The organism is Azospirillum oleiclasticum, assembly GCF_013423485.1.
GTDB lineage: Bacteria > Pseudomonadota > Alphaproteobacteria > Azospirillales > Azospirillaceae > Azospirillum > Azospirillum oleiclasticum.
Genome location: NZ_JABFFR010000001.1, coordinates 107,187 through 128,730, shown reverse-complemented (window position 1 = coordinate 128,730; position 21,544 = coordinate 107,187). Strand labels below are relative to the sequence as shown.

General features: G+C 69.4%; 22 protein-coding genes. 11 read left to right on the top strand and 11 right to left on the bottom strand.

Going from position 1 to position 21,544, the window contains the following annotated elements; translation table 11 throughout:
* Positions 1 to 32: 32 nt before the first annotated feature.
* Positions 33 to 731, bottom strand: a complete 699-nt coding sequence (locus tag HL658_RS00615; RefSeq protein ID WP_180279961.1) for a DUF1194 domain-containing protein — start codon at positions 729 to 731, stop codon at positions 33 to 35.
* The gene (mutY, locus tag HL658_RS00610) at positions 728 to 1,804 is read right to left on the bottom strand and encodes an A/G-specific adenine glycosylase (protein WP_180279960.1); all 1,077 of its coding nucleotides are present in this window, start codon (positions 1,802 to 1,804) and stop codon (positions 728 to 730) included. The genes HL658_RS00615 and mutY overlap by 4 nt, the downstream gene beginning before the upstream one ends.
* Before the next feature lie 125 nt (positions 1,805 to 1,929).
* Between mutY and HL658_RS00605 the strand changes: the two genes are divergently transcribed.
* From HL658_RS00605 to HL658_RS00590, 4 genes are all read left to right on the top strand, one after another.
* Positions 1,930 to 2,424, top strand: a complete 495-nt coding sequence (locus HL658_RS00605) for a VOC family protein (RefSeq protein WP_343054972.1) — start codon at positions 1,930 to 1,932, stop codon at positions 2,422 to 2,424.
* Entirely contained in the window at positions 2,421 to 2,888 is a 468-nt protein-coding gene (locus HL658_RS00600) for a DciA family protein (protein ID WP_180279959.1), read from the top strand. Before HL658_RS00605 ends, HL658_RS00600 begins: the two co-directional genes overlap by 4 nt.
* A gap of 180 nt (positions 2,889 to 3,068) precedes the next feature.
* Positions 3,069 to 3,662, top strand: coding sequence for a DsbA family protein (locus HL658_RS00595; RefSeq protein WP_180279958.1), 594 nt, complete (start codon positions 3,069 to 3,071; stop codon positions 3,660 to 3,662).
* Positions 3,663 to 3,683: 21 nt separating this feature from the next.
* A complete protein-coding gene (locus HL658_RS00590) occupies positions 3,684 to 7,151 on the top strand; it encodes an AAA family ATPase (RefSeq protein ID WP_180279957.1) in 3,468 nt (1,155 codons plus the stop codon).
* Between the two features lie 4 nt (positions 7,152 to 7,155).
* On the opposite strand, the gene HL658_RS00585 is transcribed toward HL658_RS00590, so the two are convergent.
* A complete protein-coding gene (locus HL658_RS00585) occupies positions 7,156 to 7,791 on the bottom strand; it encodes a hypothetical protein (protein ID WP_180279956.1) in 636 nt (211 codons plus the stop codon).
* 252 nt (positions 7,792 to 8,043) lie between these two features.
* Here HL658_RS00585 and HL658_RS00580 point away from each other — a divergent pair, with 252 nt between their 5' ends.
* Positions 8,044 to 8,904, top strand: coding sequence for a ChbG/HpnK family deacetylase (locus HL658_RS00580; RefSeq protein ID WP_246337217.1), 861 nt, complete (start codon positions 8,044 to 8,046; stop codon positions 8,902 to 8,904).
* 78 nt (positions 8,905 to 8,982) lie between these two features.
* The gene (locus HL658_RS00575) at positions 8,983 to 9,714 is read left to right on the top strand and encodes a methyltransferase domain-containing protein (RefSeq protein ID WP_180279954.1); all 732 of its coding nucleotides are present in this window, start codon (positions 8,983 to 8,985) and stop codon (positions 9,712 to 9,714) included.
* Here HL658_RS00575 and HL658_RS00570 read toward each other — a convergent pair.
* From HL658_RS00570 to HL658_RS00560, 3 genes are all read right to left on the bottom strand, one after another.
* Positions 9,681 to 10,061, bottom strand: coding sequence for a GtrA family protein (locus tag HL658_RS00570; RefSeq protein ID WP_180279953.1), 381 nt, complete (start codon positions 10,059 to 10,061; stop codon positions 9,681 to 9,683). The genes HL658_RS00575 and HL658_RS00570 overlap by 34 nt on opposite strands.
* 73 nt (positions 10,062 to 10,134) lie before the next feature.
* The gene (locus tag HL658_RS00565; protein ID WP_343054971.1) at positions 10,135 to 11,871 is read right to left on the bottom strand and encodes an AMP-binding protein; all 1,737 of its coding nucleotides are present in this window, start codon (positions 11,869 to 11,871) and stop codon (positions 10,135 to 10,137) included.
* A 290-nt stretch (positions 11,872 to 12,161) separates the two neighbouring features.
* The gene (locus HL658_RS00560; RefSeq protein ID WP_180279952.1) at positions 12,162 to 12,695 is read right to left on the bottom strand and encodes a hypothetical protein; all 534 of its coding nucleotides are present in this window, start codon (positions 12,693 to 12,695) and stop codon (positions 12,162 to 12,164) included.
* A 477-nt stretch (positions 12,696 to 13,172) separates the two neighbouring features.
* On the opposite strand from HL658_RS00560, the gene HL658_RS00555 reads away from it, so the two are divergent.
* A complete protein-coding gene (locus HL658_RS00555; protein WP_180279951.1) occupies positions 13,173 to 13,958 on the top strand; it encodes a PhyR family response regulator anti-anti-sigma factor in 786 nt (261 codons plus the stop codon).
* 30 nt (positions 13,959 to 13,988) lie between these two features.
* Here the strand turns inward: HL658_RS00555 and purU are convergent, their stop codons facing one another.
* From purU to HL658_RS00530, 5 genes are all read right to left on the bottom strand, one after another.
* The gene (gene purU / locus HL658_RS00550) at positions 13,989 to 14,855 is read right to left on the bottom strand and encodes a formyltetrahydrofolate deformylase (protein ID WP_180279950.1); all 867 of its coding nucleotides are present in this window, start codon (positions 14,853 to 14,855) and stop codon (positions 13,989 to 13,991) included.
* Positions 14,856 to 14,996: 141 nt separating this feature from the next.
* Positions 14,997 to 15,521, bottom strand: coding sequence for a hypothetical protein (locus tag HL658_RS00545; protein WP_180279949.1), 525 nt, complete (start codon positions 15,519 to 15,521; stop codon positions 14,997 to 14,999).
* Positions 15,521 to 16,135: a hypothetical protein gene (locus HL658_RS00540; RefSeq protein ID WP_180279948.1), complete on the bottom strand. Its 615-nt coding sequence runs from the start codon at positions 16,133 to 16,135 to the stop codon at positions 15,521 to 15,523. Before HL658_RS00540 ends, HL658_RS00545 begins: the two co-directional genes overlap by 1 nt.
* Entirely contained in the window at positions 16,122 to 16,847 is a 726-nt protein-coding gene (locus tag HL658_RS36785; protein WP_246337216.1) for a MotA/TolQ/ExbB proton channel family protein, read from the bottom strand. Before HL658_RS36785 ends, HL658_RS00540 begins: the two co-directional genes overlap by 14 nt.
* Positions 16,848 to 17,548: 701 nt before the next feature.
* A complete protein-coding gene (locus HL658_RS00530) occupies positions 17,549 to 17,716 on the bottom strand; it encodes a hypothetical protein (protein WP_180279947.1) in 168 nt (55 codons plus the stop codon).
* Between the two features lie 92 nt (positions 17,717 to 17,808).
* Between HL658_RS00530 and HL658_RS00525 the strand changes: the two genes are divergently transcribed.
* The 4 genes from HL658_RS00525 (at position 17,809) to HL658_RS00510 (ending at position 21,519) form a co-directional block, all read left to right on the top strand.
* Positions 17,809 to 18,777 carry an N-acetylmuramoyl-L-alanine amidase family protein gene (locus HL658_RS00525; RefSeq protein WP_343054969.1) on the top strand — a complete coding sequence of 323 codons (969 nt, stop codon included), beginning with the start codon at positions 17,809 to 17,811 and terminating at the stop codon, positions 18,775 to 18,777.
* Between the two features lie 157 nt (positions 18,778 to 18,934).
* Positions 18,935 to 19,519: a BON domain-containing protein gene (locus HL658_RS00520; RefSeq protein ID WP_246337265.1), complete on the top strand. Its 585-nt coding sequence runs from the start codon at positions 18,935 to 18,937 to the stop codon at positions 19,517 to 19,519.
* Between the two features lie 18 nt (positions 19,520 to 19,537).
* Positions 19,538 to 20,878, top strand: a complete 1,341-nt coding sequence (locus HL658_RS00515; protein ID WP_180279945.1) for a hypothetical protein — start codon at positions 19,538 to 19,540, stop codon at positions 20,876 to 20,878.
* A gap of 104 nt (positions 20,879 to 20,982) precedes the next feature.
* Positions 20,983 to 21,519, top strand: coding sequence for an arsenate reductase ArsC (locus HL658_RS00510; RefSeq protein ID WP_180279944.1), 537 nt, complete (start codon positions 20,983 to 20,985; stop codon positions 21,517 to 21,519).
* Positions 21,520 to 21,544: the final 25 nt, after the last annotated feature.

Here is a 21,544-nt window from a genome sequence, read left to right as displayed (position 1 = left end):
GATGCCAAGCCCCGTCGGAACGGCTATCGCGATCAACGCACCGTTGACGGCGTGCAGGAGGGCAACGAGACGATCTCCGTCACCAGCTTGCGCTTCAGCGCATCCACGAAGCTGTCCTTGTCCGTGGCGGTGTGCACGAAGGCGCCGGGGCCGCCGATCACGGACTCGGCGTAGTAGCCCTCCAGCCAGGGATACTCGTCGAGGATGGCGAGCGCGTTCACCGTGATGCCGCGCTTCACCGCCCGGTCGCGGGCGATGGCGGGGTCGAGGCCGGCGTTGCTGAAGCCGTTGGACACGATGTCGATGACCCGGCGCGGCGCTTCGATCCCGTTGCCGTCGAACAGCCGGGCGGCCTCTTCGATGGCGCTGCCCAGCGCGGTGGCTCCGGCGAGCTCCTCGCGGGGGGCGGCCAGGATGGCGGCGGCAAAGGCCTCCGCCTCCGCCTCGCCGCGGATGATCGTCCAGGGAACCAGCACCTTGAGGCTGTGCGGGCCGGAGAAGACGGCGAGCGTGGCGGCGATCACCGTGCTGCGCGCCGCCTGCACCACCACCGGATCGCGCATGGCGGCGGCGTGGCCGCGCAGCTCGAACTCCAGCGCGCCGCCGCTGATGCTGGCCGACGCGTCCACCGCGAGCACCAGTTCCAGCCCCACCGGCTGCCCCGTTGGTTCGGCCCGCAGCGGCAGGGCGCCGGCAAGAAGCAGCACCGCGCTCAGCAGCACCCTCATCATGCGCCATCTCCATCGTTCGCGTGCGCCAGCGCGTGCCGCACCACCTTGCGCATGACCGACGGCAGCGCCTCGCCGCCCAGGCGGTCCACCGGCACCCAGAAGCCGTCCGCCGCTTGCCACCCTGCCCCGGCGCGCGCCGCCATGACACCGAGTTCCAGATGGAAGTGGCTGAAGGTGTGGCGCACCATACCCGGAAGCCGCCGCCACCGCGCCGGCAGCGGTGCCGCACCCATTGCTGCATCCTCGTCCGGCACCGGCCCCGCGGCCCAGCCGGTGGACGGCACCTCGGTCATGCCGCCGAGCAGCCCGTCCTCCGCCCGCCGGCGCAGCAGCACCGCGCCCTCCGGATTGAGCAGCCAGAAAGCCATGCCGCGGCGGGTCGGCTTGTCGGCCTTGGCGGCGCGGCGCGGCAGCTCCTCCTGGGTGCCGGCCTCGCGCGCGGCGCAGCCCTCGGCCAGCGGGCAGAGCATGCAGCGCGGCTTGCGCGGGGTGCAGACGGTGGCCCCCAGATCCATCATCGCCTGCGCGAAGTCGCCGGGCCGGCGCTGCGGTGTCAGTGTCGCGGCCAGCCGGCGCAGCGTGGGCTTCACGTTCGGCAGCGGCTCCTCCACCGCGAACAGGCGGGCGACGACGCGCTCGACGTTGCCATCGACCACCGTCGCCACCCGGTCGAAGGCGATGGAGGCGATGGCGGCGGCCGTGTAGGTGCCGATGCCGGGCAGCTCCAGCAGCGCCTCCTCCGTGTCGGGAAAACGCCCGCCGTGCCGCTCCGCCACCACCCGCGCGCATTTGTGAAGGTTGCGCGCCCGCGCGTAGTAGCCGAGCCCCGCCCAGGCCACCAGCACGTCGTCCAGCGGCGACTCGGCGAGGTCGCGCACGGTCGGCCAGCGCTCGGTGAAGGCCCGGAAATAGGGGGCCGCCGCCGGTACCGTGGTCTGCTGGAGCATGATCTCCGACAGCCAGACGCGGTAGGGATCGGCCGTCACGCCCGGCGGTGCCCGCCAGGGCAGGTCGCGGCGGTGGCGGTCGTACCAGGGGAGCAGGCGGTCGGCGACGGCTGGGGTCATCGGCATGGCACAGACAAATAGGTCATGCATCCCCTGCGCGAAAGGGTCGCGGCCCCTGCTGGAATCCGGGCGCGTGCCGCGCTAGGCTCCGGGCGCCGCCCGACCGGCGGCCACCAATCAGGGAGAGCGCCGTGACCGAGACCGCACAGCCCGCCTTTCCGCCCGTGTCCGTCCATATGGTCGTCAAGGACGCCGCCGCGGCGATCGACTTCTACAAGGCCGCCTTCGGCGCCGAGGAGATGTTCCGCCTGGCCGGGTCGGACGGTCGCATCGTCCACGCCAGCCTCGGCGTCTGTGGTGGCGTGATCATGCTGTGCGACGATTTCCCGGAGTTCTTCGGCGGCAAGTCGCGTGATCCCAAGACGCTCGGCGCCTCCCCCGTCACCATACACCTGCATGTGCCGGACGTGGACGCGCTGTGGGCGCGGGCGGTGGAGGCCGGCTGCACGGTCGCGGCGCCGCTGGCCGACCAGTTCTGGGGCGATCGCTATGGCAAGCTGACCGATCCCTTCGGTCACGAGTGGTCGCTGGCGACCACCATCGCCACACCGTCGCCGGAGGAGATGCAGGCGGCCTGGAAAGCGATGGAAGCCAAGATGGCCGAAGGCTGCGGCCAGCCGTCGTGAGCGGACCACGCCCGATCGGCCGCGCGGTGCCGGAGGTGGCCGGAAAGGCGCTGGGCAAGCGCGGGCTGGCCTTCGGCACGCTCATCACCGATTGGGCGTCCATCGTCGGCCACCAGCTTTCGCTGCGCACGTCCCCGGACCGGCTCGCCTTCCCCCGCGGCAAGCGGGAGGAGGCGACGCTGCACATCCGCGCCACCGGCGCCTTCGCGCTCGAGCTCCAGCATCTGGAGCCGCAGATCATCGAGCGGATCAACGGCTTCTTCGGCTATCGCGCGGTGGCGCGCATCCGGATGGTGCACGCGGCCCCGCTGGCTCCCGCCACCAAGCCGCGCCCGCGGCCCCGCACGCTGACGCTGGACGAGGAGCTGCGCCTTCACACCGCCACACAGACCATCGAAGATCCCGAGCTGCGGGCGACGCTGGAGAGCTTCGGCCGGGCGCTGATCGGCCGGAAGCCGCCATGAACCACCCGTCCGTCGCAATGGAATAAAGCGGTCGCAGCGGGGTCCATGACAGCGACTCCCCGCGACCGGCCGACCAGCCCGTTGCGGGCCATCGGGCTTGCCGCGGACGCGAACGCCGCCGTATAGTCCCCAACATCTGGTAGCCAGGAGGCGAAGTTGCGCCGATACATTGAAGCATTGATGGGTCTGACCCTGGCGATCGCGGTCTTCGCCGTCGCCCCCATGGCGCACGCCGCCCCCTCGACGGAAGAGGCGCTGTCCGAGCGCGTGCTGGGCAAGGCCGACGCGCCGGTCACCATCATCGATTATTCCTCGCTCACCTGCCCGCACTGCGCCGCGTTCCACACCCAGACGCTGCCGCAGCTCAAGGAGAAGTACATCGACACCGGCAAGGTGAAGATCGTCTTCCGCGACTTCCCCTTCGACCAGTGGGCGCTGCGCGCCAGCATGATGGCGCGCTGCGCCCCGCAGGAGCGCTACTGGGCCATCCTCGACATCCTGTTCAAGCAGCAGTCCCAGTGGGCGCGTGCCGCCGATCCGGCCAAGGCGCTGGCGCAGGTCGGCAAGCTGGCCGGCATGACGCAGGAGACCATCGACGCCTGCTGGGCCGACCAGAAGCTGGCCGACGGCATCCTCAACATGCGCATGAACGGTCAGAACACCCACAAGATCGAGGCGACGCCGACCTTCGTGCTCAACGACGGCAAGGGCCGCGTGGAAGGCTCGCAGTCCATCGAGGTCTTCTCCGCCGCCATCGACAAGCTGCTGAAGTAAGTCTGTCAGGGATCGTCCGCGTTGCTGTTCACCCGCCTCCGCCTGTCCGGCTTCAAGTCCTTCGTCGATCCAACGGACCTCGTCATCGAACCCGGTATGACCGGGATCGTCGGCCCGAACGGATGCGGCAAGTCGAACCTGGTGGAGGCGCTGCGCTGGGTGATGGGCGAGACCTCCGCCAAGAAGATGCGCGGCGACGACATGGACGACGTCATCTTCGGCGGCACGTCCCATCGCCCGCAGCGCAATCTGGCGGAGGTGGCGCTCGTCATCGACAACCGCGGGCGCACCGCGCCGGCCGGGCTGAACGAAGCGGACGAGCTGGAGGTGTCGCGGCGGATCGAGCGTGGCTCCGGCTCCGACTACCGCGTCAACGGCAAGCTGGTGCGGGCGCGCGACGTGCAGTTGCTGTTCGCCGACAACGCGTCGGGCGCCAATTCCCCCGCCCTGGTCAGCCAGGGCAAGGTCGGCCAGATCATCAACGCCAAACCGCAGGACCGCCGCATGCTGCTGGAGGAGGCGGCCGGCATCACCGGCCTGCACTCCCGCCGGCATGAGGCGGAGCTGCGGCTGCGCGCGGCCGAGAACAACCTGACCCGCCTCGACGACGTGATCGGGGCGATGGACACCCAGCTCCAGAGCCTCAGGAAGCAGGCGCGGCAGGCCAGCCGCTACCGCAACCTGTCCGAACAGATCCGACGGGCCGAGGCGGTGCTGTGGCACCTGCGCTGGATCGCCTGCGAAGCCGAGCAGGAGCGCTCCCGCACGGCCTTCGCCGCGGCGGAAGGCATGGTGCGCGAGCTGATGCTGGCGGTCTCCCGGCTGACAGCGAAGCGCGGGGAGGACGCCGCCGGCCTGCCCGACCGCCGCCGCGACGAGCAGGCCGCCGCAGCCACGCTGCAACGTCTGACCATCGCCCGCGATCAGCTCGACGGCGAGGAGAGGCGGGTCGCCGAGCAGCAGGCGGCGCTGCGCCGCCGGCTCCAGCAGATTGCCGGCGATCTCGGCCGTGAGGAGGCGCTGGCCGCCGACGCCGGCGACGCGCTGGGCCGGCTCGACGCCGAGCGGGAACGCTTGGCAGCCGCCCAGTCCGACGAGGAGATGCTGGAGGAAGCCGCGCGCGAGGCGCTGGCCGACGCGCGGGAGGGGGTGGACGATCTGGACCGCCAGCTCACCCGCCTGACCGAGCAGGTTGCCGCCGACGAGGCGCGCCGCGGCTCCGCACAGCGGCAGATGGCGGAACTGGAGGGCCGAGCCGCCACGCTCGCCCGCCGCCTGTCCGAGCAGCAGGCGCAGCGCGCGGCGCTGGAAGCCGAGATCGCCGGCCGCGCCGACATCGCCGAGTCGGAGATGGCGGTGGAGGTGGCCGAGCAGCGCCTCGAGGACGCGCGGGAGGCGGCCGAGGCGGCCGAGCGCGCCCGCCACGACGCCGAACCCGCCCAGGCCCGTGCCCGCGACGCGATGCAGGCGGCCGACGCCGCCCGCACCCGGTTGAAGGCCGAGGAGAAGGCATTGCGCGACCTGCTGGCGGTCGATGGCGGTGACCTGTTCCCGCCGCTGGTGGACGCCGTGACCGTCGCCTCCGGCTACGAGGTCGCGCTGGCCGCGGCGTTGCGCGACGACCTGACCGCACCGCTGAACGAGGCGGCGCCGGTGCATTGGCGCGGCCTGCCGCCCCTGCCCGCCGTCGCGCCGCTGCCCGAGGGGGCGGAGCCGTTGCCGTGGTTCGTGCAGGGACCTGAGGCCGCCGCCCGCGCGCTGGCCCATGTGGGGGTGGTGGCCGATGCGGGCGTCGGCGCCGCCCTCGCCGCCTCGCTGGCTCCGGGCCAGACGCTGGTCAGCCGCGACGGCGGAGCATGGCGCTGGGACGGGCTGACCGTCGCCGCCGGTGCGCCGACCGCCGCCGCCGTCCGTCTGAAACAGCGCAACCGGCTGCGCGAGCTGGACATCGAGATCGAGGCCGCCGACGAGAAGGTCGAGCAGGCCCGCTCGGCACTCGATGCCGCCAGACGCGGCGTGGAGGAGGCGGTCGCCCGCGACCGGCAGGCGCGCGATGCCGTCCGTATCGCCGTCGATGCCGTCGGTTCCGCCCGCGACCGTCACGCGCGTCTGGCCAAGGAGGCCGCCGCCGCCCAGTCGCGGCTGGCCGCCCTGACCGAGGCGGTGGAGCGGCTGACCGCCGACCGGCAGGACGCCGACGCCCAGCTTGCCGCCGCACGCGAGGCGCTGGGCGCCCTGCCCGACGCGCGCGAGGGGCGGGAACGGGTCAACGAGCTGCGCGCCGCGCTGGCCGAGCGGCGCACCGTGCTCGCCGAGAAGCAGAACGCGCTGGACCGCCTGACCCGCGAGGCGCAGGCCCGGCGCCAGCGTCTCGCCGCCATCGAGCAGGAGAAGGCGTCCTGGGGTACGCGCTCGCAGGGCGCCGGCGGACGCGTGGCCGAGCTGAAGGAACGCGCCGCCGCCGCGGAGGCGGAGCTCTCCGCCCTGGAAGACCGCCCGGCGCGGATCTCCGCCGACCGGCAGGAGCTTCTGGGTCGCATCGCCGACGCCGACCGTGCCCGCCGCCGCGCCGCCGACGCGCTGGCCGCGGAGGAGGCCAAGCTGGCCGGCACCGAAACCGAGCTGCGGCAGGCCGAGGCCGGACTGGCCGACGCCCGCGAGGCCCGCGCCCGCGCCGAGGCCGCGGTCGGAGCCGCCGTCCAGCAGGCCGCGACCCTGACCGAACGCATCGCCGAACGGCTGGATTGCCGGCCGGAAGACACCCGGGCCGCCGCCGAACTCGGCCCCGACGATGAGCTTCCGGAAGCGGCGGCGGTGGAAGCCCGGCTGGAAAAGCTGGTGCGTGAACGCGAGAACATGGGGCCGGTGAACCTGCGCGCCGAGATCGAGGCGGCGGAGCTGGAGGCGCAGATCACCTCGCTGCAGACCGAGCGGCAGGATCTGGTGGATGCCATCGCCCGCCTGCGCCACGGCATCGCCAGCCTGAACCGCGAGGCGCGGGAGCGGCTGGTCGCCGCCTTCGAGGTGGTGAACCGCCATTTCCAGGAGCTGTTCACCCGCCTGTTCGGCGGCGGCAAGGCGCATCTGGAGCTCGTCAACGCCGACGACCCGCTGGAGGCGGGGCTGGAGATCTACGCCAGCCCGCCGGGCAAGAAGCTGCAGGTTCTGTCGCTGCTGTCGGGCGGCGAGCAGGCGCTGACCGCCCTGTCCCTGCTGTTCGCCGTCTTCCGCTCCAACCCCGCCCCCATCTGCGTGCTGGACGAGGTGGACGCGCCGCTGGACGAGGCCAACGTCGGCCGCTTCTGCGATCTGGTCGAGGACATCGCGCGGGAGGGCAACACCCGCTTCCTGATCATCACCCATCACCGGCTGACCATGGCGCGTGTGGATCGGCTGTTCGGCGTGACCATGGCCGAGCGTGGGGTTTCCCAGCTCGTCAGCGTCGATCTCAGCCGGGCGGTGGAGCTGCGCGGGGCGGCGGTGGCCTGACGGCTCAGGCGGCGGGGCCGGGCTTGCGGCTGAGCACCGCGGACAGGGTGCGTTCGAGGATGGACAGGACGGACGACGGCTGCATCTCCGCCGTACCCTTGTCCTTCTTGTCGTCGTCCCCGGCCAGCCGGGTCAGGCCGCCGAAGCCGGCGTCGAGAAGCTGGTCCATGGTCATCTCGCCCTTCTTCATGCGGTCGGTCAGGCCGAGCTTGTCCAGCTCGTCGGTCAGGGCGCTCAAGGTGGATTGGTATTCCGCCTTGAGGGCGGCGAGCTTCTCCGTGTCGGCGGCAGGGTCCTTCGCCAACTCGCCGATCTCCCGGCGCAGCGAGACCGCCTCCCGCATCAGCTTGCCGGCCTTGCGCAGGTGCGGCGGCAGCATGTTGAGCTCCATGGCCGCTTCCAGCGAGATGTTTCCATTCTCGTCCCGCAACGCGCGGAAGGGATCGGAAGCCTTGGGGTTTTCAGCTTTCTCCCCGGCCATCGCGGCGCCCAGCTGGCTGATGGTCACCTGATCGCGCGGGCCACCCGCGGGCGAGGATGGCACCTCGGCCGGCTGGGTCGCGGACAGTGCTGCACCGCGGCGGTAGCTCGCCACGGCGGCCGTTCCGCGCAGCGCGTCCAAGTGCCGTTCGATCTGCATGCGACCTCCCCGACAACCTTCGGCAAAGGCGAAGCAAGATTCGCGCCGCATCGGCGACAGGAAGAATGCTGGATTTCCCGGTGCTTGCTCGGGGAGATCAGGCGTCGCGCGAGTCTCCGGCATTTCTTGCCGGGCAAGGTCAGCCGGTTGCCTCCCCTCGCGCCGGCGCGGTAATCAAGCCTTGGCCCGGATGGATGAAGCCGGGGCGGTCGCATGTTCGTGCCTGTGGCTGGGCGCTTCGGAGAGGTCGGGATGCAGCGCGTGATCCTGTGCGCGGACGATTACGGGCTGGCACCCGGCGTGGGGGAATCGATCCGCGAACTGATCGGCAAGGGGCGGCTGTCCGCCACTTCCTGCATGACCGTCTGTCCGTTCTGGCCGGAGGAGGCGGAGCGGCTGAAGCCGCTGGCCGACCGCGCCGACATCGGCCTCCATCTCACCCTGACCGACCACAGCCCGCTCGGCGCGATGCCGGGCCTCGCCCCCTCCGGCCGGCTGCCGCCGCTCAAGGCGCTGATGGGCCGCGCCTTCGCCGGCCAGCTCGACGCGCGCGAGGTCGCGGGCGAGGTGGAGCGACAAGTCGCCGCCTTCACCGCGGCCTTCGGCCGTCCACCCGACTATATCGACGGGCACCAGCACGTGCACCAGCTCCCCACCGTCCGGGAGGCGGTGGCGACGGCGCTCGCCCGCCTGCCCGGCGCCTATGTCCGGCTGTGCGGGGAGCCGCGGCGGGCGATCCTGCGCCGCGGCGTGTCGGTGCCGAAGGCGCTGCTGATCAGCGAGCTCGGCGGCGGGCTGGCCGCGCTGGCCAGGGCGGCCGGCATCCCGGCCAACGACGGGTTCCGGGGGGTGTACGACTTTTCCGGCAGCATTCCCTTCGGCGCGCTGATGCCACGGTTTCTCGATCCGCCCGCCGCCCGGCCGCTCGTGATGGTGCACCCCGGCATCCCCGACGACGCCCTGCGCCGGGCCGATCCGGTGGTCGACCAGAGGCTCGTCGAGCACGAGTACCTGCGCGGTGACGCGTTCGGAACCCTGCTGACCGCACGCGGCCTGCGCCCCGCGCGCTTCCGGGAGTTCACCGCACCGCGATCCGCGCTCCGTGGCACTTGACGGCCCCGCCCATGCACCCCTAGCGTTCGATCACGAGAAAAGCCGGCGAACCAGACCGGCGTCCGGGAGTGGAGGCGGATGATGGCGGCGGAGAGCGGTTGGATCGAGTTCTGGAACCGTCCGAACGCGATCTATGTCAATCAGCGCAACCTCGACGCTCATTTCGAGTGCCTGAAGGACGACCTGCTGCCGCACATTCCCGTTGGTGGCATGGTGGTCGACTACGGCTGTGGCGATGCCCTGGCGGCCGAAGCGCTGGCGGAGCGTGCCGGCACTCTGATGCTTTACGACGCCGCACCGGCGGTGCGCGAACGCCTGCGCCATCGCTTCGCGGGACATCCCCGCATCCGGGTGCTCGACGATCCGGACCTCGCGGCACTGCCGGCCGACACGGTCGATCTGGTGCTGGTGGTCTCGGTGCTGCAGTACATCCCGCCCGCCGACCTGCCACGGCTGATCGGTCTGTGGCGCTCGCTTCTGAAGCCGGGCGGGCGCTTGCTGATCGGGGACGTGGTGCAGCCGGACACCCCGCTCTACCGCGACGTGGCCAGCCAGCTCCGCATGGCGGCGCGGCATGGCTTCCTGCTCCCGGCCATGGTCGGGATCGGGCGGCTGGCCCTGTCCGACTACCGCCAGCTCCGGCAGCGGGCGGGATTCGCCACCTACCGGCCGGATCAGGTGATCACGCTGCTGGCCGATGGCGGCCTGACTCCGGAACGGCTGCCCGACAACATCGGCCCCACCGCGCACCGCGCGTCCTTCGTCGGGCGGAAGCCTCAGCCTGCGGCGGAGCCGGCGAAGGTCCAATAGCGGTTGGCGGTGTAGCTCCAGACCATGACGATCAGCGTGGCCGCCACCTGCGACAGCAGGTAATGCAGACCCGCCTCGTGCGCCAGCACCCACATGACCACGCTGTTGAAGGCCAGCCCGGTCAACGCGACCGCCACGAACTTGCCGGCGGTCGGCAGATGCTTCTGGTCGCTGTGGAAGACGTGGCCGTAGTTGAGGACGTAGCTGATCACACCGCCGACGACGAAGCCCGCGGCGGATGCAGCGACCGGGGCGACCGCGAACGCCTCGCTCAGCAGGATCAGCACCCCGTAATGGCCGACGGCCGCGGCGCAGCCGACCAGGGCGAACAGAAGGAACTGGAGCATCCGGCATCCGGATCAGGGGCGACGACGCGCCATGCTTAGCGCAGGCGCACCGGGGACGGAAGGCGCCCCTTCGTCACTCCCCATCCGCATCGCCGCCCCGGCGCTCCATTTCCCGCAGCTTGTAGCGCTGCACCTTCCCGGTCTCGGTGCGGGGCAACTGCTCCAGGAACTCCACCGCGCGCGGGTATTTGTAGGGGGCGATGCGGGTCTTCACGTAATCCTGGAGATCGCGGGCCAGATCATTGGTCAGCGCCACCCCGTCGCGGACTACGACGAAGGCCTTCGGCACCGTGCCACGCAGCGGGTCGGGGGAGGCGATCACCGCGCATTCCTCAACCAGATCATGGTGGAGCAGCACATCCTCCACCTCCAGTCCGGAGATCTTGTAGCCACCGGACACGATCAGGTCGTCGGTGCGGGCGTGGTACCAGAAGAAACCATCGCCATCGACGTGAAAAGCGTCGCCGGTCAGGTTCCAGCCGCGCTGCACGTAGTTCGCCTGCCGCGGGTCGTCCAGATAACGGCAGCCGGTCGGGCCGCGCACCGCCAGACGCCCGACCTGCCCCGGCGGCACCGGGTTGAACTGGTCGTCCACCACCATCGCCTCGTAGCCCGGCACCGGCTTGCCGGTGGCACCGGGGCGCAGGTCGGCGGGATCGGCGTGGATGACGGCGTTCAGCAGCTCCGTCGTGCCCAGGCTGTCGAGGATGATGCAGCCCGTCGCGGCCTTCCAGGCTTCGAAGGTGGAGGCCGGCAACGGTTCCCCGGCCGACACGCACAGCCGCAGGGACGGCAGCGCGTCGCCGGTGCTCCCCTGCTCCTCGATCAGGGCGGTCAGGGCGCGGTAGGCGGTGGGCACGGTGAAGAGGAGTGTGGCCCGATGACGCCGGATGCCGTCGAGCAGACATTCCGGCGTCGTCCGCTCCAGCAGGACCACCGAGGCGCCGACCCGCAGCGGAAACAGCAGCAGCCCACCCAGCCCGTAGGCGAAGGCGATCGACGGCGTGCCACAGAACACGTCATCCGGCCTAGTGCGCAGGATGGCGCGCGGCGACAGGTCGGCGACCGACAGCAGGTCGCGGTGGAAATGCGCCGTCGCCTTCGGCCGCCCGGTGGTGCCGGAGGTGAAGGCGATCACCGCCACGTCGGTAGCCGCCGTGTCCGCCGCCGTGAAGCCGTCCGGCTTGCGCGCGATGCGCGCCTCCAGCCTGTCCGGAGCCGTCCCGTTGAAGGTGAGGACGGGAAGCTCCGCCGGGGCACCGGCCAACAGGTCGTTGGCGAAGCGCTCGTCGCACAGCGCCACATCCACCTGCGCCCGGTCGATGATCTGCGCCAGCTCGGCCGCACGCAGCAACGGCATGGTCGCCACGGCGACGCCGCCCGCCTTGACTACGGCCAGCCAGCAGGCGACCAGCATCGGCGTGTTGGGGCCACGCAACAGCACCCGGTTGCCGGGCACCAGCCCGCAATCCTCGGTCAGCACCCGGGCGATGCGGTCCACGGTGGCGGCGACGCGGGCATAGCTCCAGATGCCGCCGGCACCGATCAGACAGTCACGGTCGCCATGCCCCTGCCCGACCCACCGGTCGATCAGCTCGGACGCCACGTTCAGGCGCGCCGGGTAGGTCAGGCCGCCGCCGACGCACCTCAGATCCGGCCATTGCGCCGGCTCCGGCAGGCGATCGACGGTAAAACGGTCGACATGCCCGGTGATGCCGCCCGGATCGGCGATGCTGTCCGACGCATCGCTGCACGGGGGGCAAAGCGTTTCGATCCGATCCATCGTCACCGTGCCCTGGCGATGTCGCACACGCACCGCGTCCCCTGGCCGCGGGAAATCTCAAGCTCTGCCGGTACGGGCCGCAAGCTGCCGGCCACCGTGTCCGGATCGATGGGCGCATGGCCGCGCACCAGGGCCGTTTCACAGGCCATGGCGGTGACGGAACCTCTCAAGGCCAGTCTCCCCTCTCCCGCTCGGGTCGTCGTCAAGCCCGGCGTGGTTGCTTTGACGGCCACTGTAGCGGTGGGAGCGCCGCACGAGGCATGCGCAGAATGAATGGTGGGACCACCATCAATCCACATTCACGCCGGGGCTCCGGCTCACGCGGTGCCGAGATACAGGTCGATGTCGCCCTGTTCCATCACATGGGCGGTGCCGTGGATGATGCCGATGGCAACCTGGATGATGCGGTGGATCATCGCCACGGAGGTGCCACAGTCCACCCGCAGCCGCTCCATGTCGCCCTCGTCCAGCCCGGCCCGGATGCGGTCGAGCGTGGTGTGGACCACCTGCCCCATCAGCCCGACCGTCTCCTCGAACGGCTTGCGGAACTTGGACGGCACGTGGTCGTACGCTTCGATCGCCAGCTCCCGGTCGGAGAAGCCGCTGTCCCGGAAATGCTCCTGATAGGTCTTCGGCTGCCAGGCCAGACACTCCTCGAACATGTCGGGCATGTCCGGAACCATCTCGATCAGCATCACGATTTCGTTGAAGTGATTGAGATAATCGGTCGCAAGAAGAGTCTTGTCGGAGATGTTCGTGCCATGCACCCGGCTGCGCCACTCGGTGAAATCCGCCAGTTCCTCCGGCGGAATGCCGTCGGTCACGGCGGGATCCAACGCTTGTTCTTCCATGGGCGTCCGGAGGTGTTCGACAGGTCGATCGTAGGCAGATGATCGCTGGCGGTTCCAATCGACGCCGACGATGATGTCAGTGTGTAACCTTCTCCCCGTCACCATGCAAGCGGATGACGGAGGCCGCGGCGGGTATGGGCGAAGACAAAAAAAACCGCCGGTGTCAGCACCGGCGGCTTGCAAGGGACTGGCGGTTCAGGGAGGAATCACACCATTGCCGACACGAACACGCTCCCGGTACGGGTTGTTCCCGCCGAACCGTTGCATACATCGATAGGAGAGCCGCGCCATGAGGTGCCGGCCACTGGCGGAGCGACACCAGCGTGTTAAATCGTTTGAGCAGTGGGCGGCGCCTTCCTGAGCGCGGCTGTTCGCGCCATATCACCGCTATCCTTGCGGATCATCGTCGGCTGGACGGGCCGGAAATCGCTGGCAGGCCATAGCAGCGCCTGCGTTTGACATGGGACGGGGAGAGACATGGAGGAACGGACCCGGCACCTGATGGAGCATCTGCCCTATCTGCGCCGATACGCCCGGGCACTGGGCGGTTCGCCGGCGCGGGGCGATGCCCTGGTGACGCGCGCTCTGGAAAGCGTTTTGGAGGACGACGACGCGACGGACGTGACCCGCCCCGCCCTCTACCGGCGTTTGAACGCGCTCTACGACGAGGAGGGAGGCGACGCCCGCCGGTCCGAGCATCCCGTCGAAGCGGCGCTCTACGCGCTGGGCGAAGCGGACCGGCGCCTGTATCTGCTCGTCAACCTGGAGGATGTGGCGCTTCCCGACGCCGCCGACATCCTGGGCATGGCGCCCGAGGATGCCGTCGATCGCCTCTCCGCGGCGCGCGAGGCGGTGCGGGCGCGGCTGACCGCCGTGATCATGATTGTCGAGGATGATGCGATCATCGCCTTCGATCTGGCGGAAACGGTGCGCGGCATGGGCCACATCGTCTGCGGCACCGCCGCGACCATGGACGAGGCGCTGTCGGTGGCGGCGGAGCACACCCCTACCCTGGCGCTGATGGACATCCGGCTGGCCGAGGGCGACAACGGCATCGAGGTGGCGCGCGAGCTGCGGCGCCAGCGCTTCCTGCCGGTGATCTTCGTCACCGCCTTCCCCGACGAGTTGACCAAGCGGGGGCTGGAGCATCTGGGGCCGGTGATCCCGAAGCCCTTCACCCGCGAGCACATCGAGCAGGCGATCACCCGCGCCGTCTTCATGCCCCAGCCGCAGGAGGCGCCGGAACCCGTGCCGCCCGCCTGACGCCGGCGGCACTCCGTCAGCGGTCCGCCGTCATCGGAAAACCACCGTCTTGCTGCCATTGAGCAGGACGCGGTGCTCGATGTGCGACTTCACCGCGCGGGCCAGCACCACGTTCTCGATGTCGCGCCCGATGGCCACGAGGTCGTCGGGCGTCGCCGTGTGGTCGACCCGCTCCGCCTCCTGCTCGATGATCGGTCCTTCGTCCAGGTTCGATGTCACGTAGTGGGCGGTGGCGCCGATCAGCTTCACGCCGCGGGTGTGCGCCTGATGGTAGGGCTTGGCGCCCTTGAAGCTGGGCAGGAACGAGTGGTGGATGTTGATGGCCCGGCCGGCCAGCCGGCCGCACAGCTCCGGCGACAGCACCTGCATGTAACGGGCGAGGACCACCAGATCGACCCGCTCCTCCTCGGCAATCTCCAGCAGCCGGCGCTCCTGCTGCGCCTTTGTCTCGGGCGTCACCGGCAGGTAATGGAACGGGATGTTGTGCCACGCGGCGAGCTGGTAGAAGTCGCGGTGATTGGAGACGATGGCCGGGATCTCGATCGGCAGCCCACCCGCCTGATAGCGGTAGAGCAGATCGTTCAGGCAGTGGCCGAACTTCGACACCAGGATGAGCACGCGCTGGCGCCGCTGCGCGTCGTGCAGCTTCCACTCCATGCGGAAGGGACCGGCGACATGCTCGGCGAAGTCACGCTCCAGTTCGGCGTGACCGGGCGCGCCCTCGGTGGCCGAAAAATGCACCCGCATGAAGAACAGACCGGACAGCCGGTCGCCGAACTGCGCGCTCTCGATGATGTTGCAGTGCCGTCCGGCCAGGAAGCCCGCCACGGCGAAGACGATGCCGACGGTGTCGGGGCACGAGACGGTGAGGATGTATTCGGCGTTCGGCGAGGTCATGGAGCGGCGATCCGTCGGGTGAGGTGCATCGGACGGCGCCTCCCCTAGCACGATCCCGGCCGTATTTCACGTGTGCATCGCGCCCGCCGCTCCCGCGCGGGTCGCGGCAATGGCGGGCGCGGGAGCGGCGGAGGCGTCGGGTCAGGCGTTCATGCCGGGATGGCGGTACACCATCGGCCCGCCGTCCTCCTTCTCCTCGCCGCCCTTCTCGGGCATCTTAGGCTGCGGCAGGGCGTAGAACATGGGCTTGTCGGGATCGTTCGACTTCTCGAACGGCAGGTTCATGGCAAGGCCGGACTTGTTCTTGTCGGCTTCCTTCATCGCCTCCTGGAGCTGCTTGGCCAGCTCCTGGTCCCAGGGCAGCTTGTAATAGCGCGGCTCGGCCGCACCTTCCATCATCAGCCACAGATAGATGCCCGCGTTCTCCTTGATCTGGGCGCCCAGCACGGTGGCCCGGTCGGTGGTGGCGCGGGCCCATTCCAGCCGCACCGGCTTCGGCTTGGACAGCAGGTCGGTCATGCCGGCATAGGCGACCGGCATGAAGCCGACCGACACCAGCACCGCGACCAGCTTGATCCAGACCCGGCGCGGCGACCAGATGGCGATGGTCGCCAGCGCGGCGGCAAGGGCGACGGCGACGGACTGCATCTCGATCAGATGGGACATCACGACTTCCTCCAGGTGCGCAGCGGGGTGGGCAGGCTGTGCACGCTGCCGGCCGTGAGTTCGCCAGTTTCCCCCAGCTTGAAACGATAGACGGTCAGCTCCTGCCCCTCGCGGTCCAGATCCACGGTGGTGGCCAGCACCTGCCGGGCCGTCTCGCCGTCCGGCCGCTTGACGCTGGTGACCACGGTCACCGGGATCGGCGTCACCATCGCCTTGTTGCGGTAGAGGTGGATGTTCACCGCATATTCGCCGGGCGGGATGCCGCGGCTGTAGGCCACCTCGTAGTTCAGCCTGGTGGGATCGGCGTTGCGGCCGAGGTCGTCACGCAGCAGGTTGAAGATGACGCCGGACTTGTTGGAATAGCCGACCGGAACGTCGCCCGGCGCGCGCACCCACAGATCCACGTCGGCGTCCAGCTCGTCGGGCCAGCGCACCTCCACCATGACGTTGCCGGGGCTGGTCATCCCCTCCGCCTGGGCGGCCGCCTTGGCCTCCGGCCGGATGTGCGGCAGGAGCAGGATGACGATCGCGACGAACCCGCACAGCGCCAGGGTGATCACATCGCGGAAGACGGTTCCCGCGTCGTCCTCGTCGAACTGGTCAAGGGCCTGCATGGCGCTCACCGACGGCGACGATCTCGGTGATCAGATTGACGGTGGCGCCCGCCAGCATGTTCACGTTGATGTTGAGCCAGATGTTGAGCACGCCGCCGACCAGCGTCGTGTAAAGCGCCACCGCCATGCCGTCGATCAGCTTGGACACCATGGGGCCGATGGCGGCCACGTCGCCGGCCTTCTCCGGATCGACGCCGGACAGCGCCATGATGAAGCCGATCACCGTGCCGATCAGGCCGAGGATGACCAGGGTGGAGGATATCTGCCGGGGCACGCCGATCCGGCTGGACAGCTTGAACTTCAGCGACGACGCGGCGATGGCGCGCGCGCCGGAGTCGCGCCCGCGGATGTCGGCCAGATAGCGCTGGGCGCGCGACGGCACCGATGGGTCGAACTCCTTGGCGAGGTTCATCTCCGTGCTGGTGCGCCAGATCTTCTGCGCGCAGACCGCGACACCGGCCAGGAAAACCACGAAGATCAGCAGGCAGAGGTGCGTGGAGTCGGATTGGATGATGGGGTCGATCAGCCCTTCGACCCAGGCGGCGGACAGCAGGGCGAAGCCGACGCTGTTGACAACCGCGAAGCGAAAGGTCAGTAGGTAGCGCTGCGAGACGAGGGAGAGACCACCGGCGGCTCCACGGGACCGGCTTCGCAGCACGGTCGGGATGGTGCCCCGCGCGTGGGGGAGGGCTTCAGCTGCGGCATCCGACATGAGCGACACTCCAGAAAACGGGCGGCTTCGGGTGCACCGTCGCAAGACGTGTGCCAAGGTTTCGTCGTCGCTCTCGCCCATTCCCTGTCCGTAGCCCCGCCGACCGTCTATGCGCTTGGTCGGTTTGGGCGTTTCGGTGCGTGACAACCCGTACGTGAACAGACTGTGCCAGCTGTCGGTGTTCTGGAAATTGCGGTGGATCAAGCCCGGGCGGAGATCTGGAAAATTTTCTGCCCGCAAATTAGGCAAACCTGCAAACCGACCTGTGCTGAGGCTGATTTTTGAGCAGAATAGGCGCGCTCACGCCCGTTTGCGCGCCATCTTCGTACTTGGCGTTGTACAATACAGCGCATCGCGTGAGCGATCGGAGTTGGCCGCCGACAGCGGGTACAACCGCCACGGGCCAGGATGGAACCGGTTGGCGGACTTTCGGAATCGGGTGCCGGGGAGTGTCGGACAGCGGACTGTCACGCGGCTGGCGAGCGAGGGCGGCGGCTGGCAAATTTCATCGATTCGACCGTCAGGCCAATCGATGCTGCAGTGCACAAGGAATGTGCCGGCCGGCCCCAAGAGACCGCAAGATGGACGGGACGCCTTTCCGCCTCAGGAACGAATGTCACAGGCCGACAAAGGAAAGCCCCTTCCCTGAGCACGCGGGAAGGGGCATCGTAGGCGCACTCCGGGTCACCGGAAGCGGCGCGTCAGACGTCGCGGTAATGTTCCAATTCGCGGCGGAGGCTGACCGCTTCCTGGCGGAGCGTGGCCAAGCGCCCGGTGTCCGGGGCGACCTTGTGCTCCTCCGCCTGAAGCTTGTCCTCGATATCGCGCTGCTCCTGCCGGATGATGTTGAACAAAGCCTTTCTCAACATCGCATCCTCCCGACCAGATGTAAGAACCCTAGACCATTTCCCAGCCATCATCAAGGAAAGTGTTGGACTGTGTCGTGCGCGCATCGGTTGGAATGCGGTCCCTCTGGCAAGGTGCGTCACCGTCCGAAGGTCTTAGCCCCGGTGCGCTTGACAGGGCTTCCTTGCACACCCATTGGTTAACAATCCGGCGCGGGCGTCGCCGTCCTGCGAACCGTCCACCACGCACAGAACCAGCCTCCGAAAGGGGAGACCGGCCAGTCATGGGCTCAGGAATGGACCGCAGGCTCTTCATACGGATCGCATGCTCGGCCTCGGCGCTGCTGGTCGCGGCCGACGCGGCTGCGGCCGATGCGCCGCGGCCGGGCAAGTCGCCACGGCGCCGTGTGGTCATGATCGACCCTGGTCATGGTGGCCGTGACCCGGGGGCCATCGGCGTTCGCGGAACCCTGGAAAAGGATGTGACCCTGGCCATCGCACGCGAGACGGCGCGCCGTCTCGATCAGCAGTTCGGCGTGCTGGCCGGCCTGACCCGGCGCGACGACCGCTTCCTGGGGCTGTCCGAGCGGGTCGCCCTGGGGCGTCGGGCCGGTGCGGACCTGTTCGTGTCGATCCACGCCGACAGCGCGCCGGCGAAGGAGGCGCGGGGCCTGTCCGCCTACACCCTGTCCGAGGAGGCGTCGGACAGCTTCGCCAGCGCGCTCGCCAAGCAGGAGAACCGGGCGGACGCCATCGGCGGGGTGGATCTCGGCGACACCAAGAAGGTGGTGCGCGACATCCTGTTCGATCTGGCCGCCCGCCACACGAAGCACGCCTCGCTGGTGGCGAAGCGGGGGCTGGTGGCCGGCGCCGGCCGCGACCTTCCCCTGCTCGAAAACCCCATGCGATCGGCCAACTTCGCTGTGCTCAAGGCGCCCGATGTCCCGTCGGTGCTGATCGAGACCGGGTTCCTCTCCAACGAGGATGACGAGGCGATCCTGCGCGATCCGAAGGCCCGTCTGCGCATCGCCGCGGTGCTGGCGCGCGAGTTGGCCGGCGTCGTTTCGCGCGATCCGTTCGCCTGAGCCCGGTGGCTCCGGATCTCGCGAGTGCAGCATAGTTGCATCACCCACAGGCAAAAGAATGAAACCCACAGAATCCCGTTGCAAAGGACCGTCCGGCACGATTTCGTCCCGCCGCTCGCCATGGTGGCGAATGGCGGAATGGAGGCTGGCGGTGTCGATGGCGGGGCGTTGTTGGGCGGCGGCAGGGCTTGCCGTTTTGGCCCTCGGAACGGCCGGCTGTGCCCCGCTGGTGATCGGCGGGGCGGCGGCGGGTGGTGCCGCGGTCGCCTACACGGAAGAGCGCGGGATCAGCGGCTTCGCCTCCGACGCCGAGATTCAGGCGAAGATCAACAATCTCTGGTTTCAGCACTCGATGGATATGCACAGCCGTCTCGACATGACCGTCGACCAGGGGCGGGTGCTGCTGACCGGCAAGGCCAAGGACGCGCAGATGCGCCTCGACGCCGTGCGGCTCGCCTGGCAGGCCGATGGCGTGAAGGAAGTGATCAACGAGATCCAGATCGACAATGAATCGGGAATTCTGGATTCGGCACGCGACACCTGGATCAGCACGCAGCTGCGTGGCCGTCTCACCTTCGACAAATCCATCCACTCGCAGAACTTCAGCATCGATACGGTCAACGGCGTTGTCTATCTGATGGGCGTGGCGAAGAGCCAAGAGGAGCTCGACCGCGCGATCAACCACGCGCGCTCCGTCGCCAACGTCCAGCGGGTGGTCAACTACGTGCGCGTGATCGGCTAGAGGTCATCCGGAACCGCCATGGCACCGACCGTCGCCCTCGCCCGCCGCTTCGCGGCCGCCCTGCTCGCGGCGGTGCTGCTGGCGTGCGCGCCGCCGGTCCTGGCGCAGGATACCGGACCCGCGAACCGGCTGTTCGTTCAGGCGATGCAGCTTCTCCGGCAGGCCGACCAGACCTACGACATCGCCGAGGAGAGCCGGCTGCTGAAGGACGCGGACAAGCTGCTGACCGAGGTCATCACCAAATACCCGGACAGCGCGCTCGCCGTGCAGCTCGTCACCAACCAGTTCGTCGGTGATTTCGACTTCTTCGAGTTCCGCAGCCGCATCCGGGCGCTGGTCTGCAACGAGCCGCAGACGTCGCTGTGCTTCCTGCACCGCATCGGCGAGCTGCTGCCACCGGTCGAGACACCGATCACCACGGCCCGTTGGGATTGGCTGTCGCTGGCGGTGGGTTACCAGCAGCTTGGTGACACCGGGCGCGCCAAGGAGATTATCGCCCCCTTCGTCAGTGCGGTGCGGCGCGGCGCCGTGGCCGATTCCTCCGGACAGGACCTGTTCGTCGCGCGCGCCCTGTCGCTGATGGGGCAGATCCCGCTGGCGCTCGAGATCACCCGGCAGATCGCCGATTGCTCGACGCGCGTCTACAACCTGTCCGACATCGGCAAGGCCGCCCTGTGGAAGGGCGACGCCGCCGCCGCCGCCAGCCTGGCGGAGGAGGCGAACAAATACGCCTCGGCCAACCGCTGCACCTGGGAACTGGGCCTCGTGGCGCAGGCTCTGCTGCGCGCCGGCCGCGAGCCGGAGGCGCGGACCCTGTTCCTGAACACGGTGGAGACGCAGTTCTCCAAGTTCCGCGAGACCAAGGCCGACTGCTGCCCGCCCGAGCTGGCCGTCGCCGCCGCCGAGATGGGCGAGCCCAATCTGGCGCTGGGTCTGTTGCGCACCGTGCAGGACGAGAATCCCTGGACCATTCCGGCGGTGCTCGGCCGTCTCGCCCGCCGCGGCGAGACGGCGCTGACGCTGGCCTACGCGGAGGAGGTGCCCGACGTCGATGTGCGCGGCGAAGCGTTCGCCGAGCTGATCGAGGCCGCGCTGAAACGCAACGAGCGCGCGGTGGCGGAGGATCTCTACCGCCGGCTCGGCCGGCTGGTAGAGGAGGCGCAGGGCCGCCGGCCGGGCCTGCTGGCGCAGCGTGCCAAGACCCAGCGCCTGATGTACGCCGACGACCGCTGGCGCCAGACCTTCATGGCGGCCATCGGTGCGGCGGAGCGGGCCAGCAATTTCGTGCGCCGCGACATCGGGGCGCCGCTGCTGGCGGCACTGGTGAAGATCGAGACCGGCCTGCCGATGCTGGACTGAGCTCGGACCGGATCGAACCCGCGCGCTGCAACAAAAGCTTGGTTTGCGCCGCCGGCGACCGCCGCGGCATGGTGCTCCGCCTGCAATCCCAAGGGATCGAGACGATGAGCACCGACGCGTTCCGGGAATACAACGTGCTGTTCCTCTGCGCCCACAATTCGGCCCGCAGCATCATGGCCGAATGCGCGCTGCGGCGCTGGGGCAACGGGCGCTTCCATGCCTATTCCGCGGGCAGCCACCCGGCGGAAGCGCCGAACCCGCTGGCGCTCGCCATCCTCAAATCCTACAACTTCAAGACCGACCACCTGCGCAGCAAGAGCCTGGAGGAGTTCCTCGCCGACGATGCGCCGCGGATGGATTTCGTCTTCACCGTCTGCGAGACGCTGGCGGGCGAGAACTGCCCCACCCTTCCCGGCCATCCGCTGACCGCCCACTGGCCGATCGAGGACCCGACCCGCACCGAAGGAACGGAGGAGAAGCGCCTGCGCGCCTTCCGCCGCGCCTATGTGGAGATCGAGACCCGCTGCAAGATCTTCGCGAGCCTGCGGGTCGAGAGCCTGGACAATTTGACGCTCCAGTCCAGCCTGAACCTGATCGGCCGGCACCAAGCCGCCCCAGGTGAGGTGGACGCCACGGCCTGACGGCGAAGGTTGCGTTCGCCGTTGC

What these genes read in the sequence shown, in the direction of transcription:
- HL658_RS00615 (WP_180279961.1), bottom strand. Translation starts at nt 731, where the DNA reads ATGATGAGGGTGCTGCTGAGCGCGGTGCTGCTTCTTGCCGGCGCCCTG.
- mutY (WP_180279960.1), bottom strand. Translation starts at nt 1,804, where the DNA reads ATGCCGATGACCCCAGCCGTCGCCGACCGCCTGCTCCCCTGGTACGAC.
- HL658_RS00595 (WP_180279958.1), top strand. Translation starts at nt 3,069, where the DNA reads ATGGGTCTGACCCTGGCGATCGCGGTCTTCGCCGTCGCCCCCATGGCG.
- HL658_RS00585 (WP_180279956.1), bottom strand. Translation starts at nt 7,791, where the DNA reads ATGCAGATCGAACGGCACTTGGACGCGCTGCGCGGAACGGCCGCCGTG.
- HL658_RS00580 (WP_246337217.1), top strand. Translation starts at nt 8,044, where the DNA reads ATGCAGCGCGTGATCCTGTGCGCGGACGATTACGGGCTGGCACCCGGC.
- HL658_RS00575 (WP_180279954.1), top strand. Translation starts at nt 8,983, where the DNA reads ATGATGGCGGCGGAGAGCGGTTGGATCGAGTTCTGGAACCGTCCGAAC.
- HL658_RS00570 (WP_180279953.1), bottom strand. Translation starts at nt 10,061, where the DNA reads ATGCTCCAGTTCCTTCTGTTCGCCCTGGTCGGCTGCGCCGCGGCCGTC.
- HL658_RS00560 (WP_180279952.1), bottom strand. Translation starts at nt 12,695, where the DNA reads ATGGAAGAACAAGCGTTGGATCCCGCCGTGACCGACGGCATTCCGCCG.
- HL658_RS00555 (WP_180279951.1), top strand. Translation starts at nt 13,173, where the DNA reads ATGGAGGAACGGACCCGGCACCTGATGGAGCATCTGCCCTATCTGCGC.
- purU (WP_180279950.1), bottom strand. Translation starts at nt 14,855, where the DNA reads ATGACCTCGCCGAACGCCGAATACATCCTCACCGTCTCGTGCCCCGAC.
- HL658_RS00545 (WP_180279949.1), bottom strand. Translation starts at nt 15,521, where the DNA reads ATGTCCCATCTGATCGAGATGCAGTCCGTCGCCGTCGCCCTTGCCGCC.
- HL658_RS00540 (WP_180279948.1), bottom strand. Translation starts at nt 16,135, where the DNA reads ATGCAGGCCCTTGACCAGTTCGACGAGGACGACGCGGGAACCGTCTTC.
- HL658_RS36785 (WP_246337216.1), bottom strand. Translation starts at nt 16,847, where the DNA reads ATGTCGGATGCCGCAGCTGAAGCCCTCCCCCACGCGCGGGGCACCATC.
- HL658_RS00530 (WP_180279947.1), bottom strand. Translation starts at nt 17,716, where the DNA reads ATGTTGAGAAAGGCTTTGTTCAACATCATCCGGCAGGAGCAGCGCGAT.
- HL658_RS00525 (WP_343054969.1), top strand. Translation starts at nt 17,809, where the DNA reads ATGCGGTCCCTCTGGCAAGGTGCGTCACCGTCCGAAGGTCTTAGCCCC.
- HL658_RS00520 (WP_246337265.1), top strand. Translation starts at nt 18,935, where the DNA reads ATGGCGGGGCGTTGTTGGGCGGCGGCAGGGCTTGCCGTTTTGGCCCTC.
- HL658_RS00515 (WP_180279945.1), top strand. Translation starts at nt 19,538, where the DNA reads ATGGCACCGACCGTCGCCCTCGCCCGCCGCTTCGCGGCCGCCCTGCTC.
- HL658_RS00510 (WP_180279944.1), top strand. Translation starts at nt 20,983, where the DNA reads ATGAGCACCGACGCGTTCCGGGAATACAACGTGCTGTTCCTCTGCGCC.